This window comes from Bacillus sp. EB V-12, assembly GCF_056158125.1.
The window spans coordinates 252,529-269,656 of record NZ_JBUXJL010000002.1 but is presented as its reverse complement, the minus strand read 5'-3'; the positions used below and the strand labels follow the sequence as shown (position 1 = coordinate 269,656).

Sequence of the window (17,128 nt, the reverse complement as noted above, 5' to 3'; positions counted from 1 at the left end):
TCATACGCTTTTTATTTCGCATTCGTTTGTATCATAATGAGACACATATCATCTGATTGCGCTTTCTTTTGTTCTTCCTTGTAAAACCCTTCTATCTCGCCTTCTAAATCTCCCCATTTTCTTTCTGTAAAAGTACGTAATTTCTCTTCAGCCTCAAATTCATCATTTGCAATTGCTTCAAGAACACCATCTGTAAACAATAGTATTTGAGCGTTCTTCTCAAAAGGTATAACTGTCTTTTTAACTTTTATTTCATCAAAAAATCCTACCGCACAACTCCCGCGATCTAGTTCAACTACATTTGTTTCATCAACTAAAACATATCCAGAAGGATGCCCTGCATTTACATATTCAACTGTTCTATCTTCTGTATTAACAACTAAGTATATGGCCGTAAAATAATAGGGAATATTATCATTTTCATTATGTAAAAGGGTCATATATTTATTTAATTCTTTAATAACAAGTTCTGGATCAATTAAACATTTAATCGTTTCACGTAATACAGACGAAATAAACATGCAAACTAATGAAGCAGATACACCATGTCCCATCACATCTAATAATATAATACCGTAGCGATTTTCATCGATTTTATACCAATAATACATATCTCCAGCTAGTTTAAATGAAGGTAAGTAACTTGCTTCAATTTTTATATGATCTTCTCGTAATGGGCTACTTAATAAGTTTCTTTGTACTTGCGTAGCTAAATCTAGTTCATTCCGAAGATTTTCTTCTTGTTCTTTATGCCAATTTAATTCCGATTTCAAGCGTAACGCTACACGCATACGTGCTAATAGTTCAACTTTATTTATAGGTTTCGTAATATAATCCATTGCCCCCATATCAAGAGCTTCGGCCAATTTATTTGCATCCTCTAAAGCTGTAACAAAAATAATAGGGATATCTTTAAACTTCTCCTCTTTTTGTAATCGCCTACAAACTTCAAGTCCATCAATTTCAGGCATCATAATATCTAATAATATTAAATCAATTTCATTATGCCTGGAAGAATCTTTTCCAAACTGTATGTATTCGAAGAGCTCTTGTGCAGAATTGAGCGATACAAGATCATGATATCCGGCTTGTTTTAAAATCTTCTCAATTACAAATATGTTAACCGGATTATCATCAACAATTAAAATGGACACAAGTTATTTCCCCTTTTCTTATTTAAAATGTAAATCTATTATTATTTTCTATTTTTCTAGTATTACATACTCAGTTACAAAATGAAAATTTCTTACTCAAACATATTTATACAACAAAAGAACAAACCCCCAGAAATAGGAATTTGTTCTTTCACTCTATAAATTTCTACTTTTAATTTAACACCATTACTTTATCATTTAAAAGACGATCTAATTCTTCCATATGATTAGTTTCATCTGCAATCATATCTTCTAGCTTTACAACTAACTCTGTCATATTTAATTTCGCTGCCTGTTCTTTTCTCGTTTCATAACGCTTAATTGTTTCATATTCTGATTGTCTAGCGTATTCTAACATTTCTCTAACATCTTCTACTTGTTTCACTGATAAAGGGATCGTAGTAGGTGTACCACCTAGCGTCTTAATTTTCTCCGCTAAATATAGGGCATGTCCTTGTTCATCACTAATTTCAGATTCAAAGAAAGGCTTTAACACTTGTCTATATATACCAGAAACTGTAGCTGCATTATGGTTATACATAATGATTGCTGCGTATTCTCCTGCTAAATCTTCATTCAATCCTTCGATTAGTTCTTTCACATCGTGTGACATTTTCATATCTCCTCCTATACTTAATAAGTACCCCTTTTCTCATGTTTTAAACATCATTATTTTAAATTTTTATGTATCTAAAAATGCGGCTTGCTTCAATTTACTTATCGCTTGTCTTTTAATACGAGAAACGTGCATTTGTGAAATACCTAACCGTTCCCCTGTATCTTTTTGATTTAAATTTTCTCCAAATATATAATGAATAACACTCTTTTCCGTGTCATTTAATACGTTAAAAATATCCTTTAAAACGAGACGCCTTTCTGTCTCTTCATATCCTTGCTCTACTTCACCTACAGATTCAATTCTCGCTACCGAACTACCATCAGATGCATTTTCAACTACATCATCTAAGGAAGATACTCGATAATTATTTTTAGCATCCATAATCTCTAGAACTTCCTCTTCCGATAGTCCTAAATGATTTGCGATTTCTATAATCTTCGGCGAACGTTGCAGGTGATCTGTTAACTCCTCTATCGCAAGTTTAATTTTTCCGCCTAAATCTTTAATTCGCCTTGGAACGTGAATGCCCCAAGTTTTATCGCGTAAATACTTCTTTATTTCCCCTACTATCGTAGGTATTGCAAAAGGCTCAAAAGCATTCCCTATCGAATAATCATACCTTCTTATTGCACCTAAGAGCCCTAACATGCCTACTTGTATAATATCCTCATGCATCGGCCCGCCTTTTGAATAGCGATATGCAATGGAATATACGAGATTTTTATAATGATCAACTAACCTTTCCTGCGCTTCATTACATTGGTTTTGTTGGAAGTCTGCAATTAGTTTAATAACGTCTTCTTTAGTAAGATTCGTAGGTTGAGATTGGATTTCCATCATTCTCCACCTGCTCTCTTTGTATATATTTTGTCATTAAAACCGTCATGCCCTCATCATGCATGATTTGTATATCATCCATTAACGTATTGATTAAATATAAACCTAAACCATTTTCCGGCAAATGTTCTACTGGTTTACTAATATCATACGGACCAACTTTTCTTTTTAAGTTATTAAAATCAAAGCTAACCCCATTATCCGCAACCATAATTTCTAATCGATCTTCATATAGCCCAAAGACAATTGTAATTTCTCCAACGTCTTCTTTGTATGCATGTTGTACAATGTTTGTACACGCCTCACTAATAGCAATTTTCATATCTTCTATATCGTCATAAGCAAAGCCTATTCGATTCGCAACACCAGCCATTGTTAAACGAATAATAGCCACATATTCTGCCTTTGCAGGAATTTTCATTTCTATCTTTTCAAATCTCTCCATCATCCCTAGTCACCTTCTTTCTACTTTTTCAAAATCAGAATTCAAATTTAATATTTCCGTTAATCCTGTAATATCGAATAATCTTTTTAATCTTTTAGATACACCGATAAACTCTAGTTTTCCATCATTTTTCTTAACCGCTTTTAATAGAGCTATAAAAACACCTAAACCAGTACTATCCATATAATCTACGTTATGAAAATCTACTACAATCTGAACCTCTTTTTCGCTTGTAATAGGCATTACCTTATTTTTCAAATCTGATGCCGTATACGCATCAATTTCACCATTAAGTTGTACCGTATAACCTACATCATTTTGCAAAATATTTATTTCCAAATTCATCATTTCCGCCCCCTTATCTCGAACTTTTACTATTTAATTACCCATAAAAATTAGTTTTAAACATATTTTTTTATTTTCATTATAAATAAATTTTCTACACCTTTCTCGGCTTAACACGTAAAAAATACTACCAAATGTTTAAACCTTATAAATTTGTGTATATATAATGTATAAACATTATTTTTAGGGGGATCTATCTATGGAAGAGCACAACTTTAAAAAGGGAGATTTTGTTCAATTTTCTTATCGACACGATCATGCTACAAAATTAGTTGGTTCCATTATTAACATACTAACGAATACAATTGTAGTTGATATAAGTAATAGCGAGGACTTATCTCATATAGAACCAAGGCAAGTCGTAAGAATAAATAATTGTAAAAAGGTAACGATGGCTTAATACATAATAGAAAGTGTAATGTTAATGAGTGGGGGGTTCTTCATCCTCCACTCATTCCTATGTAAAATACATAAAAAAGCATCCAAATTAGTTTAATTGGATGCTTTTTTATGTATTTTTATCAGTTCATTAACTTTATAACTATATATAATAAACTTAAGATTACTATTTATTATCATACTTACGCTTTCCGCAGCATTCTAGAGAAGAATGTAACGATTAAAATAAAGACGATTGCACCTAATAACGCTGGAAGAACAAAAATGCCTCCCCATTCAGGACCCCAATGACCAAATAACGCACTACCTACCCAAGATCCGATTAATCCGGCAATCACGTTTCCAACTATACCTAACGGAAAGTCTTTTCCTGTAATCATTCCAGCTAACGCACCAATAAGTCCACCTACAATACACGTAATAATAAGTCCCACAATTAAACCTCCTATATTCGTTTTATATTGAATTCATCAAGCTTTAGTATGTAACTAAAGCTTGATGAACATATATTATTCTTTATTATCCAATTCATCACTTATCTTTTGTTTCACTTTTCCGACTTTTTCTTTTATCGTTCCCTTCGTTTTTTCCCACTTACCTTCATTTTTCAACTCTCTATCTTCTGTAACTTCACCAATTCCTTCTTTTACTTGTCCTTTTTTCTTTTCAACTTTACCTTTAACTTGTTCTTTTAGTCCGTTCTCACTCATATTTACAATCTCCTTTTCGTAATAGATTTATAGATTTAAAGGATACAAATTTAAATAGAATACATGCATCTTCTTTCTTGTAACCATTCACCGACTCTTTCTAAATCCTTAACGAATAACAAGATTTTCCCTTCATCCAGTTTTTCTTCATAAAAGTTCGCTTCTTCCTCATTAAGCCCTAACTCTTGCATTTTATTTCTTAACTGATCTCCTGTTTTTTGAAAGACGTTAATAATGCTTGTCCCAAGTCCCTCCTCTTTTATCCCAATTGTATTCACGTCTGCATTGTCCGCAATTCTATCTGTCCTATCTTTCTCATGCGTTAATACGTAAATATCTTTTTGGTCTATTCCTTTTTTCACGAGATCATTCGCCGCATTCATGACCTCTTTCTCCGTAATAAATTCATATACAAAAGGTTTACTATACTTCGTTTCCATCTTTAACTTCCTCCTTTAAAATGAATTATTTGTTATATTATATGTAGTACACCTATTTTCGAAATGTTAAACATAAAATATGAAAAAAGTTATGTGAATTTTGATTTTAATAGAGAATGAACATCATCATTTACCACTTTAAAACATCTTCTCCTTACAATAACTACCTAAATTAACAGAAAATTGTTATAATTAAACTTGAGGAGGGATACTATGAAAAAAATCATATCTATATGCGCTCTAACCGCTCTATCTTTCAATTTAATAGGTTGTACAAGCACCTCGGCTACAGATAAAGCTTCACAAGTTAAGCAAGAACATAAACAAAATACCTTTCAATTAAATTCTGCTAATATTACAGACATTGAAATACTGAAAACAACAAATCATACTACTTCCAAATCTCAAACAGACAACGAAAAAATGATACAATCTATCGTTTCAGCAGTCCAAAAAGGCACTCCTAAACAAATCACACTAGATCAAAAAAAGAGAGAATCTGCACATTCTACTATTACTGTTACTCTACGAGTATCATCTGGATCAACATTCATAGCTTCAACAGTAAGAAATAACGTAGCGGAATGTCTACGTAATACACCCGTTGATAAAGTTTCATTATGATGTTCAAAGCATTTTTTTGGAGGGTGACCATAGCCATAACTCATACCAATTCCCCCCTTTCATTTACAATTAAGGACAAGTATTCCTTATAATATATAATGCTATTATTCTTTTATTGAAAGGTATAAAAGCGGATTTCTATCTATATTATTAGATATTTTATTTTTCATTTATTCGCTCTTAAATAATAAAGTGAAACTTTAATCAGCCCTCACCAATCCGGGTCTTACTACCCGACAAATAGCGGCATAAATCTATTTTAAAAAGGACCTGCTCCATTCATTCGTAAAAGAATAAAGTAAATGGAATCCGTTAAAACACATGAGTGACCTCTTGGTTTTCCCTTCCTATTAAAAGGAGGAACTGTTATGGGCTTTGGTGGTAGTTGTGGCGGCTGTGGCTTTGCTGGAGGATTTGCTTTATTAGTTGTATTGTTTATTTTATTAATCATCGTTGGAGCTGCTTGCTTCTGCTAAAAACTATCGAAAGGACACTCACGTGAGTGTCCTTTCTTCATGAAAAAGCCCCATGCAATGTGCAGAGGCCATGCTTATCAACTTAAGAATTCAGAATTACCCCAAAACGAGAAAATGAGCTTTTTTGTTATAAGTTAGCACAAAATTTCGTTCTGGAGGTACGATAAAATTTTAGCTTGATGACAATGGGACTGAACCCCTAATACTTTATTTTAATAATGACTCTTTTCATGAAACAAAACTCAGTTATCAGTCTAAACCATTTTTTAGATCTAACAATAACAAGTGTGCTTCTTTACCTTTCAGATAGTCTCTATTATTCTAATTTCTTCATTTCCTTCAGCCGTTCTATATCCTTTTCTGAAGCATTTTGTATTTTATACAGTTCATAGCTACCCTTTATCTCATCTATCACTACAAATTCAACTTCATTCCGAACATAGCTTTTGGTTTTCCCCTTTTTATAACCAATAACATTATCTAATATAGTTTTTCCACTATCTTTTTTATATAAATTATAGCTAACAGGTGGACGGCCAATTACATACTTATTATCAGAAAATCCGACTATATCATCCCTCCCTAATCCTGTCGAAACACTCAAAACAAAAATAATCTGAAATATAGAATAAACAACAATACCGCATAAGAAAAAAAATAGGATTGATTTAAAAAATAACTTTAAAAGTATCTTGCCCAAAAAACATTCCCTCCCATTTCATCTCGGGATAGCAAGAACAAAACGTGAATTTTGTGCGCTAAGGAACCGAAATTTTTAGATTGTTGAACTCAATCCCCCATTAGTTCCATAAGAAAAAGAGTTACCGCAGTAACCCTATTTTTTATAATACACGTCATTGGGAGAAGCAATGGATGAATAAATTCAATCTATGAAATTTCCCACAATCTTTTAACCTCCACCAATTCCTGTCCATTGAATTCCATCCTATATATATCTGGTTTTGATGTCTGTAGTAAAAAATTCAAGTCATACTTACTGTCATAATACCCCATCATCAAAGTCATTATAGCTCCATGAGTGCCTAATACTACTTTCTGTCCTCGATAGGTGTTTAATAATTCTTTTAAGACTTTTATAGCACGTTTCTGACAGTCGACATTAGACTCTCCCCCCATTAAAGCAAAGTCGGGGTCTAAGAATGACTTTTTTATCAAAGGGAATAATTCTTTATCCGAAATTCGTTCCTCTTCAGCAATAAAAATCCTCTCTTTTAAGTCCTCAAATACTAAAACTTCTTGTCCTATTTGCTTTGCTAACTGCTGAACAGTTAGAATTGAACGATTGTATGGACTTGAGATAACAACGTCGATTCCCTCACCTTGTAATGCATCCGTTATTCGTTGAACATCTAATTTTCCTTTTTCAGTTAATCCTCTTGTTTTTTCTTTTCCAAACTTTGGTGAATCCCCGTGTCTCACCATATATATGAAAGTTTTCATAATTACCTCCATTTTTTCAGTTTTCTGTATAATCACCAACTTATATTAGCATATATATCCAATACAGTCTCCCAAAAAATAACAGAAAACTACAAATTCGAAACAGACCATTATCGTAATGTAAAACAGGAGCGATTAGAGTGCCAACTATATAGAAATATAATCACTATTTACCTATGTTCCTCTACAATGTTTAAAATGCGCCAAATTCTAAAAAAAAACTAATTGAATATAAAGCGATAGGTATGATACAAGATCATCCATTTCTCTTATATCAAGTCATACAAAAAGGACTCCTAGAGATTACAAATCTGCTGATTCGCTTGTTATACCTTCTACAGAACAACGGGCGGAAATCTCATCGATATGAGAAGAAGACTGTCTTTGATATCATGGGTGTTATCTATGAAAATAGTGGATTGAGAAAGCAAAAGAAAGCTGCATAAGTAAAAAAATGAAACCCGCTAGGGTCTATTTCGTATGCTTATTTTTAATGAAAACACATATTTTAAGAATTTCTTCGTTTATGTAAATGCAAGTTTATTTTATTTTTAAGCTTAATTTGATGGTTATGTGCGCAGAGATTCAATTGTAACTAATACTTTAATGATGTAGTATTACATTCGCCCCCAAAATGAACTTCGATACTATAAAAAATATAAAGTGTTCATTTAGGTACGGACTTAAAATCTTAGCTGGATAGCAATAACAGGAGATCCTATTCCAGACAAACTAATAAACATCTCAATAATTGCTATTGCAGCAAAGCATATATAGAAAATAGGTGTTAATGTTGAAAATCAATAAAAAATTTGAACCATTAATTTTTAATATCCTTATGATTTTAGGCATATCTAGTATTATCTCTTTCGTCATGGTTTCAATGAATGTTGGATATACAGCTTTATTTCTCAAATCATGGATGAAAACATGGGGAATTGCTTTCGTACTTGCATTTTTAGCTTCTAAATTATTACCCTTTGTAGTTAAAAAGATAATGAAAATCTTCACTTTTGTTGAGAATGATGCTTAAGAATAAAGTGATGTACTGCGTAGGTTCATTCCAATTAAAAAAGTTTATTATCACAAAAACTTAACCTAGTAAAATGTTTCAAATCGAAGGAAGACACCTTAAAGGTTGTCTTTTCTTTATAAGTAAAAAAAGCCCGCCTATTTCCGTAGGCGGGCTTTATCTTTATTACACAATACGAAAGTATACTCTCTTTTCCACTGAAATTTCATGTAATTATACATATTCATAAAAAGGTATATAGTAGACTATAAACTATGGGTACGCTCTATAAAGCTGATTCTTTTGAAAGGTGTCATTATAGACCCTAGCTAATTAGATGCCCATCTATCCCAAGAGTTTAAGCTTTCAGGGGATCCATCCTATTATCTTCTCTCTTCATACAATCGATTTGCTTTATACGAGCAAACGAAAAACATACATGTCGCAACGGGGATAAATGTCAAAAAAAGTCCTCTCATTAATGCAAATGGCGTTTCAAATAAGAATGACCATAGAAATGATGCACCTTGCTTATCCCATAATCCTGGCGTCAAGTATAGTTCTTTCGGATTTACAAAGGCTCCTAAATTCATTGTATTACTATACACAAATAAAAATAATATCGGCAAATAACAGATCGCTAATTCTAAAAATGTTTTAGATAGACGCTTATACTTCCCTGCTCGTGACATTGGATCTGAAAAAATGTCATCTTCACTTTCTTCATTTACCTTTTTAAAATAGTACGTACCTGACCAACGATTACCGGCTATATGCTCCCAACCACTATCTTCAAATAACGTGCAGTAATTAATAAATTCACTTTTTCTACTAAATACTCTATGGTCTATTCTAATCGTCGCATCTTCCGGCTCTGTATATCTAAATGTATAACCAAATGTAGTGCTTTTCAGTTGATAGCCTTTCCAAGCCATCTCTTCTAACCATTTTTCCTCTTTCTCAAAATCTAAAAAGAATTTCAATCTCCACATCATCGTTTCCCCCTAACTATACGCGTAATAAACTCTTTGTAACCGCAATAATATGCTGCATTCTCATAAAATCTAAATGCAATACTTCTTTCCCGCGTTCCGTAATGACATACACTTTTCTTCGTTTATCTTCACTTTTTACCGATTCAATTAACCCTTGTTTTAATAAATTTTCAACCGCACCATACAATGTACCCGCTGCGATTTTCACTTGATGATTACTCAGTTCCTCCACCTTTTGCATAATTAAATATCCATGAGCTGGCTCTAATAAAGCTAAAAGAACGTAATACGTTGTTTCCGTTAATGGTAAATTTTTATCTCTATTCATAAAGACCTCCAATGTAACGATAAATATATAGTTAAACTGTATAGTTTAACTATATACAGTTAGACTGTATATGTCAAATGTAGGAATAACTTTATAACCCAAAACAAAAACGCTACCTTTTTAAAAGATAGCGTTTTTGTTTTACCCTTGCTTATTCTTCGCCTTCATTTGCTCTTCATAAACAAACTTCGCGGTCATAAAGTCGTTAGAAAAATCTTTCAATGCATTCTTCATTACATTTAATTCTTCTTGTGATTTAATTTCAATACTGTTTAAGAAATCAAATGCTTTTGATTGTTCCTCCGCAACAAAGTTTTGTGTCATATAATCATCTTGGAAGTCTTTCTTCGCCTTTTCTTTTACTTTATTCATTGCCTCTGTTTTGTTTATGCTTTTCATTGGATTTTCGAATGCTCCAGTAGGTTGTTCTGGTTTTGGCTCTTCTTTCTTTTCCGGCTGTTGCGCTGGTGCTGGTTGTTGTGGTTCCTGCTTTGGTTGTTCTTGTTGAACCGGCTGCTGCGCTACTTGTTGCTCTTTTTTCGCTAACTCATCTTTTAACTTCTTCACTTGCTCATCAAGAGATTTTTTTTCAGTTTCTAACACACTCATATCACTTTTCAACTTTTGCGTTTCTTCAAAATGTTCATCTACTAATTTATTATATTCTTTCTCAGAGTACATTTTTTCACTAGTTGATGTCGTTTTCTCTTTCATAACAACTACATTAATAATTACAAATAAGGCTACAATTCCTATTAACGCACCGAAAATCTTCTTTTTGTTCATGATTAATCCTCCAAAATGTAAAATTTCAAAAATTATCATAACAGACCAATTCGCTTTCCCCTGTCATATTTTGTCGAATCAATACAATAAAAAAAAGCATCTGAAACAGATGCTTTTTCTCATTCTTAATACGTAAACGTAATCGTCACTAAAGAATACCCTTCTTTCGCATTATAAGGCTCCGCTTTATAAGAAACTCGATTTGCCCCTTGCGGATAATCGATTTCGCCAATTGCCTTTTTCACATCTTGCAGTGCACCATTCATTGATTGCTTGTATAGCACTTCAATTTTCTCTGGTTTTGCACTATAGCGTTGCTGCATTTTATTTTTTAATTCGGTATAGTTATTTGCGATATATTCATTTCCTAAATAGTTTAACTTTGTATCTTTTAATATTTGTTGATATGCAGGCGTTTTCGTACTACCTGCCGCAATTTTGTTTGTCAGTGTACTATAATAATTCGTTGTAGCTTGCGGGTAGTCTCCGCGGTTCCACTCATGATTTCTTGCGATTTGTTCATCTGATAAATTGAAATACGAATACGTGACGCGGCCCTGCTCATCTGGCACTGGATCATCGAATGTTGTATCAAGGTGATACCATTTGTTTTCGATTTTCACTAAATTCCAAGCATGAGGTTGTCCGTCCCCAGTTCCTGTCACAAAATGATTTTCAATTCCTGCTTCTTTTAATAATTGATAAGTTAATAGTGCGTAACCTTGGCAAACCGCAGAACGATTTACAAGTGCTTCATATGCTGTGTAAGCTTTATAAGACGTATCATAAGAAACATGCTTTACTACGTAATCATGAATCGCCTTCACTTTTTCGTGATCATCCATTCCAACTTGAGTAATAGAAGAAACGATTGCTTTCGCTTGTTTCATGACATATTCCGTCTGTTCTTTCGTTTCACGATATGTAATCTTAAGCGTAAACGTATAATTTCCAGGTGATCCAGAAAGTCCATATGAAACATTCGATCTATTATTATTTGTATACTCATTTTTACTTGCAACTTCTTTATATGCGTTAAAAAGTGTATTCATCACTTCTTCTGTATTATTATTTTTCGTTTTATATGGAAGTGTAATATTTGTCTCGTATGTATTAATACGCTTTTGTACTTCCTCTTTAAAAGCTGTTAATAATGCCGCATCTCCTGTGTCTTTCACATCGGCATTTTTATATTTCAAAGTTTTATATAAAAACTGCGCATACTGTTCACGTGTTACTGTGCCATACGGTTCAAAATTCCCGTTCCCTGTGCCATCTGCGATTCCATTTGACTGCACCGCACTAATTGCATTTTCTGCCCAAAATGGATTTGGAACATCCTTAAAGGTATGTTTTTGTTTTGCCGCAAGATGGAAAGCATTTGTAAGAATTTGTGCCATTTCCGCACGACTCACAGAAGCTTTCGGTCTAAATTGGCCATTTTCATCACCTTTAAAAACTCCTAAATTCGTTAAAGTTAACACCTCTTCTGGGAACATTGTAGAACTTTGATTAATATCACCGTAAGGATTTTTAAACGTAGATCCATCCTTTAATACGTAACGAGTTCCACCATTACTAAACGAACCGCCTTGTTTATTTGGTACTAACACTCGATAAATTAAAGCCGCAACTTGCTCCCTTGTCGCAACATCTCCAAAACCAAATATCCCATTTCCATAACCGGAAATAATATTCTTACTCGCTAAATCTTTAATCGCAGGATATGACCAATGTGATGTCGGCACATCAGAAAAAACACCCACTTCAGCAGCTTTTACATCGCTGCCATTTGTATATAACAACGCACCACCAATCAGTGATAATGATGTAATTGATTTTAATAGTTTTGTATACATAATGTCTTCTCCCAATACGCTCTCTATTTTTGTTGGTTTATGTCGAAAAATCTAAAAATATGACAAAATATATTATACAATTAAAAGTTTTTGAGGGATATATTGAATTTTAAAATATGCAAAAATTCATATTAATATATTTTTCCGTATTAATATTATGTTGTTTTGCTTGTGAATATATATAAGTAGTCAAGTCAACACAAATAATAAAAAGACAGCTATCCATAGATAGCTGTCTTTTTATTGAATCCAATTTAATTATTTTGAAAATCTAGCATACCCCAAGAAGTGCTTTTGAGTGTATGAACTATTTATCTTACTTTTAATTACACCTGTTGTTTCGTCAGCAGCATGAATATATTCACCATTCCCTAAATATATTCCTAAATGAGAAGGACCCGCTTTATATGTATTCTGTAAGAATACTAAATCTCCTGGTTGAGGATCACTTATTTTTGTAACCATTCCCCAGTATCCTGCAACACTTGTTCTCACAATGTTATATCCATTATTTTTAAATACGTAATAAATAAAGCCACTACAATCAAATCCATTTGGTCCTGTCCCAGCTTCAACATACGGCTTTCCAAGTTGTTTTAAAGCTAAATCAATTACTCCAGAAGAACCAGAATCTGTTTGGTTTAGGTTCATCCACTTGTCGCCTTCCCATGTTTTAATCTTCAACCATCCACTAGTTGTCCCATCTATTACTCTAAAATTCTGCGGACTATATAATGCTCCAGCGTTTGCTTTGCCTGAACTAAATGAAGGCTCGTTATACGCATAGAATGCTTTTTCTATGAACCTTTCTTCTCCATCTAGATTCAGCCATTTCTCGCCTTCCCATGTTTTAACCTTTAACCATCCATTAGGTGTCCCATCCACAACTCTAAAATTCTGCGGATTATATAATGCTCCAGCGTTTGCTTTGCCTGCATTAAATGAAGCTTCGTTATACGCATAGAATGCTTTGTTTATGAATCTTTCTTCTCCATCTGGATTGATCCACTTATAACCTTCATAAGTACTTACTTTCATCCAGCCATTTTCTTTTTTTTCTACTACTCCCCAATTTTGTGGGTTAAATGGTGCTCCATAATTTGCTTTCTTTGCATTAAATGAAGGCTCATTATATGCATAAATCGTTTTGTTGACGGTAATTTGTTCAGCCGCAGGATTCATCCATTTTTCGCCTTCCCACGTCTTAAATTTAAGCCAACCATCTGTTGTTCCATCTACTATTCTAAATGTTTGTCGCCCGTACTTCGCTCCAGCATTCGCAACCTTTGATGAGAGAGAAGGTTCATCATATCCATAGAAATCTCCCATGACACGTTCTTCCCCATTTAAGTTAATCCAAACTGGACCTTCCCATGTTTCAATCTTCCACCAGCCATTATCTCTTTTTTCCACGACTCCTACATTTTGAGCACCATACTCTGATCCGCCATTTGTTTTAGCTGAATTAAAAGATGGCTCCTTATACCCATAGAATGATTGATTCACGGATTCTGAATTACTAGCAGCGTGAGTTACTATACTAAATGTCGAGATAGATAGAATTAAAAACAATAAAATTCCTATACTTTTCTTAAACATAAAAATATCCTCCCTTTTATTTTGTCTAATATATAATCTTCAAAGCTAAGAATAGATATATCCTATTTCATTATTCTAATTTTTACTTTTTTACGTCCCCATTCACGTGCTTGCTTTTCTGTAGGGAATAGAACATCAATTTTATTGCCTTTAATAGCTCCACCTGTATCTCCAGCAATTGCTTCACCGTATCCTTCAACCCAAACTTTCGTTCCTAGTTTAATAACTTTAGGATCAACTGCAATTAACTTGATGTTAGGATTTTTTCCTATGTCTATTCCAGCTGCCGTAATTCTTTCATGTGGTGGACTACCTTCTACGCTGTATGCAGTAGCTTCCACGTAGAATTCTACGCCTATATCTTCCGCATTTAAATTAATCCACTTGTCACCTTCCCATGTTTTAATCTTTAACCATCCACTAGTTGTCCCATCTATTATTCTAAAATTCTGTGGACTATATAATGCTCCAGCGTTTGCTTTTCCTGAACTAAATGAAGGTTCATTATACGCATAGAATGATTTATTTATAAACCTTTCTTCTCCATCTAGATTCATCCATTTCTCGCCTTCCCATGTTTTAACCTTTAACCATCCACTAGTTGTCCCATCCACAACTCTAAAGTTCTGTGGACTATATAATGCTCCAGCGTTTGCTTTTGCTGCATTAAATGAGGCTTCGTTATACGCATAGAATGATTTGTTTATGAATTTTTCTTCTCCATCTGGATTGATCCACTTATAACCTTCATAAGTACTTACTTTCATCCAGCCATTTTCTTTTTTTTCTACTACTCCCCAATTTTGTGGGTTAAATGGTGCTCCATAATTTGCTTTCTTTGCATTAAATGAAGGCTCATTATATGCATAGATTGTTTTGTTGACGGTAATTTGTTCAGCCGCAGGATTCATCCATTTTTCGCCTTCCCACGTCTTAAATTTAAGCCAACCATCTGTTGTTCCATCTACTATTCTAAATGTTTGTCGCCCGTACTTCGCTCCAGCATTCGCAACCTTTGATGAGAGAGAAGGTTCATCATATCCATAGAAATCTCCCATGACACGTTCTTCCCCATTTAAGTTAATCCAAACTGGACCTTCCCATGTTTCAATCTTCCACCAGCCATTATCTCTTTTTTCCACGACTCCTACATTTTGAGCACCATACTCTGATCCGCCATTTGTTTTAGCTGAATTAAAAGATGGCTCCTTATACCCATAGAATGATTGATTCACGGATTCTGAATTACTAGCAGCGTGAGTTACTATACTAAATGTCGAGATAGATAGAATTAAAAACAATAAAATTCCTATACTTTTCTTAAACATAAAAATATCCTCCCTTTTATTTTGTCTAATATATAATCTTCAAAGCTAAGAATAGATATATCCTATTTCATTATTCTAATTTTTACTTTTTTACGTCCCCATTCACGTGCTTGCTTTTCTGTAGGGAATAGAACATCAATTTTATTGCCTTTAATAGCTCCACCTGTATCTCCAGCAATTGCTTCACCGTATCCTTCAACCCAAACTTTCGTTCCTAGTTTAATAACTTTAGGATCAACTGCAATTAACTTGATGTTAGGATTTTTTCCTATGTCTATTCCAGCTGCCGTAATTCTTTCATGTGGTGGACTACCTTCTACGCTGTATGCAGTAGCTTCCACGTAGAATTCTACGCCTATATCTTCCGCATTTAAATTAATCCACTTGTCACCTTCCCATGTTTTAATCTTTAACCATCCACTAGTTGTCCCATCTATTATTCTAAAATTCTGTGGACTATATAATGCTCCAGCGTTTGCTTTTCCTGAACTAAATGAAGGTTCATTATACGCATAGAATGATTTATTTATAAACCTTTCTTCTCCATCTAGATTCATCCATTTCTCGCCTTCCCATGTTTTAACCTTTAACCATCCACTAGTTGTCCCATCCACAACTCTAAAGTTCTGTGGACTATATAATGCTCCAGCGTTTGCTTTTGCTGCATTAAATGAGGCTTCGTTATACGCATAGAATGATTTGTTTATGAATTTTTCTTCTCCATCTGGATTGATCCACTTATAACCTTCATAAGTACTTACTTTCATCCAGCCATTTTCTTTTTTTTCTACTACTCCCCAATTTTGTGGGTTAAATGGTGCTCCATAATTTGCTTTCTTTGCATTAAATGAAGGCTCATTATATGCATAGATTGTTTTGTTGACGGTAATTTGTTCAGCCGCAGGATTCATCCATTTTTCGCCTTCCCACGTCTTAAATTTAAGCCAACCATCTGTTGTTCCATCTACTATTCTAAATGTTTGTCGCCCGTACTTCGCTCCAGCATTCGCAACCTTTGATGAGAGAGAAGGTTCATCATATCCATAGAAATCTCCCATGACACGTTCTTCCCCATTTAAGTTAATCCAAACTGGACCTTCCCATGTTTCAATCTTCCACCAGCCATTATCTCTTTTTTCCACGACTCCTACATTTTGAGCACCATACTCTGATCCGCCATTTGTTTTAGCTGAATTAAAAGATGGCTCCTTATACCCATAGAATGATTGATTCACAGATTCTGAACTACTAGCAGCGTGAGTTACTATACTAAATGTAGAAATAGATAAAATGAGAATTAATAGCAATGATACGCCTTTTTTAAACATATAAACTTTTCACCTCTTCCTTTTTTTAACAGTATATTACCATAAGTACATTAACATAAATTTCTTTATTTATCTATAATTTACCATATTAATTGGTAAACAATTTAGATTATTATATTTCTTTTAAACCCTCTCTATTCAAGGCATGATTGGGTTCAATGTAATATGAAATACAAGATATGCAATATTGCATATCTTGTATTTTTTATATTAAATTATTTAATCTATTCTTTTCTTATACATCAGTATCTAATTTTTGCTAGTTGCTCTTCTTTTTAAAATAACTATTTTGTTCACTTTTTTGATACATTTACTAAACATTTCTCTGTTATCTTCATTAAGTTCTTTTCTTTTTATAATGTCGTGCGAGATATACCAACACA

21 protein-coding genes and 1 pseudogene are annotated in these 17,128 nt (G+C 33.4%); 5 read left to right on the top strand and 17 right to left on the bottom strand.

The window, feature by feature from the left end; genetic code table 11:
- Nucleotides 1–11 precede the first annotated feature (11 nt).
- The 5 genes from ACZDYH_RS07985 to rsbV form a co-directional block, all read right to left on the bottom strand.
- A complete protein-coding gene (locus tag ACZDYH_RS07985) occupies nt 12–1,154 on the bottom strand; it encodes a fused response regulator/phosphatase (protein ID WP_000025520.1) in 1,143 nt (380 codons plus the stop codon).
- 172 nt (nt 1,155–1,326) lie between these two features.
- Nucleotides 1,327–1,767: a ferritin-like domain-containing protein gene (locus ACZDYH_RS07980; RefSeq protein WP_474886301.1), complete on the bottom strand. Its 441-nt coding sequence runs from the start codon at nt 1,765–1,767 to the stop codon at nt 1,327–1,329.
- Nucleotides 1,768–1,836: 69 nt separating this feature from the next.
- Nucleotides 1,837–2,613, bottom strand: coding sequence for an RNA polymerase sigma factor SigB (gene sigB / locus ACZDYH_RS07975; RefSeq protein WP_016122036.1), 777 nt, complete (start codon nt 2,611–2,613; stop codon nt 1,837–1,839).
- Complete coding sequence (gene rsbW, locus ACZDYH_RS07970; RefSeq protein WP_000970572.1) at nt 2,576–3,058, bottom strand: anti-sigma B factor RsbW; 483 nt, start codon at nt 3,056–3,058, stop codon at nt 2,576–2,578. The genes sigB and rsbW overlap by 38 nt, the downstream gene beginning before the upstream one ends.
- A gap of 6 nt (nt 3,059–3,064) precedes the next feature.
- The gene (gene rsbV / locus ACZDYH_RS07965) at nt 3,065–3,403 is read right to left on the bottom strand and encodes an anti sigma b factor antagonist RsbV (protein WP_149214988.1); all 339 of its coding nucleotides are present in this window, start codon (nt 3,401–3,403) and stop codon (nt 3,065–3,067) included.
- Nucleotides 3,404–3,599: 196 nt separating this feature from the next.
- Here rsbV and ACZDYH_RS07960 point away from each other — a divergent pair, with 196 nt between their 5' ends.
- On the top strand, nt 3,600–3,800 hold the full coding sequence (locus tag ACZDYH_RS07960; RefSeq protein WP_000391011.1) for a hypothetical protein: 201 nt from the start codon (nt 3,600–3,602) through the stop codon (nt 3,798–3,800).
- A gap of 181 nt (nt 3,801–3,981) precedes the next feature.
- On the opposite strand, the gene ACZDYH_RS07955 is transcribed toward ACZDYH_RS07960, so the two are convergent.
- The 3 genes from ACZDYH_RS07955 to ACZDYH_RS07945 form a co-directional block, all read right to left on the bottom strand.
- Nucleotides 3,982–4,233 carry a GlsB/YeaQ/YmgE family stress response membrane protein gene (locus ACZDYH_RS07955; RefSeq protein ID WP_000522903.1) on the bottom strand — a complete coding sequence of 84 codons (252 nt, stop codon included), beginning with the start codon at nt 4,231–4,233 and terminating at the stop codon, nt 3,982–3,984.
- Nucleotides 4,234–4,308: 75 nt separating this feature from the next.
- On the bottom strand, nt 4,309–4,509 hold the full coding sequence (locus tag ACZDYH_RS07950) for a CsbD family protein (protein ID WP_001293468.1): 201 nt from the start codon (nt 4,507–4,509) through the stop codon (nt 4,309–4,311).
- A 50-nt stretch (nt 4,510–4,559) separates the two neighbouring features.
- Nucleotides 4,560–4,949 (bottom strand): YflT domain-containing protein, encoded by a 390-nt coding sequence (locus tag ACZDYH_RS07945; RefSeq protein ID WP_000448802.1) that lies wholly within the window; start codon nt 4,947–4,949, stop codon nt 4,560–4,562.
- A gap of 213 nt (nt 4,950–5,162) precedes the next feature.
- Between ACZDYH_RS07945 and ACZDYH_RS07940 the strand changes: the two genes are divergently transcribed.
- Complete coding sequence (locus ACZDYH_RS07940; protein ID WP_474886101.1) at nt 5,163–5,573, top strand: hypothetical protein; 411 nt, start codon at nt 5,163–5,165, stop codon at nt 5,571–5,573.
- Nucleotides 5,574–5,941: 368 nt separating this feature from the next.
- Entirely contained in the window at nt 5,942–6,049 is a 108-nt protein-coding gene (locus tag ACZDYH_RS07935) for a YjcZ family sporulation protein (protein ID WP_000505670.1), read from the top strand.
- Between the two features lie 316 nt (nt 6,050–6,365).
- On the opposite strand, the gene ACZDYH_RS07930 is transcribed toward ACZDYH_RS07935, so the two are convergent.
- Together ACZDYH_RS07930 and ACZDYH_RS07925 are read right to left on the bottom strand one after the other, a co-directional pair.
- Nucleotides 6,366–6,749 carry a hypothetical protein gene (locus ACZDYH_RS07930; RefSeq protein ID WP_078439232.1) on the bottom strand — a complete coding sequence of 128 codons (384 nt, stop codon included), beginning with the start codon at nt 6,747–6,749 and terminating at the stop codon, nt 6,366–6,368.
- A gap of 188 nt (nt 6,750–6,937) precedes the next feature.
- The gene (locus ACZDYH_RS07925) at nt 6,938–7,510 is read right to left on the bottom strand and encodes a histidine phosphatase family protein (protein WP_000846736.1); all 573 of its coding nucleotides are present in this window, start codon (nt 7,508–7,510) and stop codon (nt 6,938–6,940) included.
- A 96-nt stretch (nt 7,511–7,606) separates the two neighbouring features.
- On the opposite strand from ACZDYH_RS07925, the pseudogene ACZDYH_RS07920 reads away from it, so the two are divergent.
- Both ACZDYH_RS07920 and ACZDYH_RS07915 read left to right on the top strand, forming a co-directional pair.
- Nucleotides 7,607–7,956, top strand: a pseudogene (locus tag ACZDYH_RS07920) (IS4 family transposase); the annotation flags it as partial.
- A gap of 347 nt (nt 7,957–8,303) precedes the next feature.
- Nucleotides 8,304–8,543 (top strand): DUF2798 domain-containing protein, encoded by a 240-nt coding sequence (locus ACZDYH_RS07915; RefSeq protein WP_000700226.1) that lies wholly within the window; start codon nt 8,304–8,306, stop codon nt 8,541–8,543.
- A gap of 362 nt (nt 8,544–8,905) precedes the next feature.
- Here the strand turns inward: ACZDYH_RS07915 and ACZDYH_RS07910 are convergent, their stop codons facing one another.
- From ACZDYH_RS07910 to ACZDYH_RS07880, 7 genes are all read right to left on the bottom strand, one after another.
- Entirely contained in the window at nt 8,906–9,517 is a 612-nt protein-coding gene (locus tag ACZDYH_RS07910; RefSeq protein WP_025710240.1) for a DUF2812 domain-containing protein, read from the bottom strand.
- 13 nt (nt 9,518–9,530) lie between these two features.
- The gene (locus ACZDYH_RS07905) at nt 9,531–9,845 is read right to left on the bottom strand and encodes a PadR family transcriptional regulator (RefSeq protein WP_017673390.1); all 315 of its coding nucleotides are present in this window, start codon (nt 9,843–9,845) and stop codon (nt 9,531–9,533) included.
- Between the two features lie 141 nt (nt 9,846–9,986).
- The gene (locus ACZDYH_RS07900; RefSeq protein WP_001035208.1) at nt 9,987–10,631 is read right to left on the bottom strand and encodes a hypothetical protein; all 645 of its coding nucleotides are present in this window, start codon (nt 10,629–10,631) and stop codon (nt 9,987–9,989) included.
- A gap of 125 nt (nt 10,632–10,756) precedes the next feature.
- The gene (locus ACZDYH_RS07895; RefSeq protein WP_000288190.1) at nt 10,757–12,490 is read right to left on the bottom strand and encodes an S-layer homology domain-containing protein; all 1,734 of its coding nucleotides are present in this window, start codon (nt 12,488–12,490) and stop codon (nt 10,757–10,759) included.
- Nucleotides 12,491–12,748: 258 nt separating this feature from the next.
- Complete coding sequence (locus ACZDYH_RS07890) at nt 12,749–14,089, bottom strand: C40 family peptidase (protein ID WP_434713662.1); 1,341 nt, start codon at nt 14,087–14,089, stop codon at nt 12,749–12,751.
- A 62-nt stretch (nt 14,090–14,151) separates the two neighbouring features.
- Nucleotides 14,152–15,417: a 3D domain-containing protein gene (locus tag ACZDYH_RS07885; protein ID WP_474886095.1), complete on the bottom strand. Its 1,266-nt coding sequence runs from the start codon at nt 15,415–15,417 to the stop codon at nt 14,152–14,154.
- A 62-nt stretch (nt 15,418–15,479) separates the two neighbouring features.
- Nucleotides 15,480–16,745, bottom strand: a complete 1,266-nt coding sequence (locus ACZDYH_RS07880; protein WP_086692745.1) for a 3D domain-containing protein — start codon at nt 16,743–16,745, stop codon at nt 15,480–15,482.
- Nucleotides 16,746–17,128: the final 383 nt, after the last annotated feature.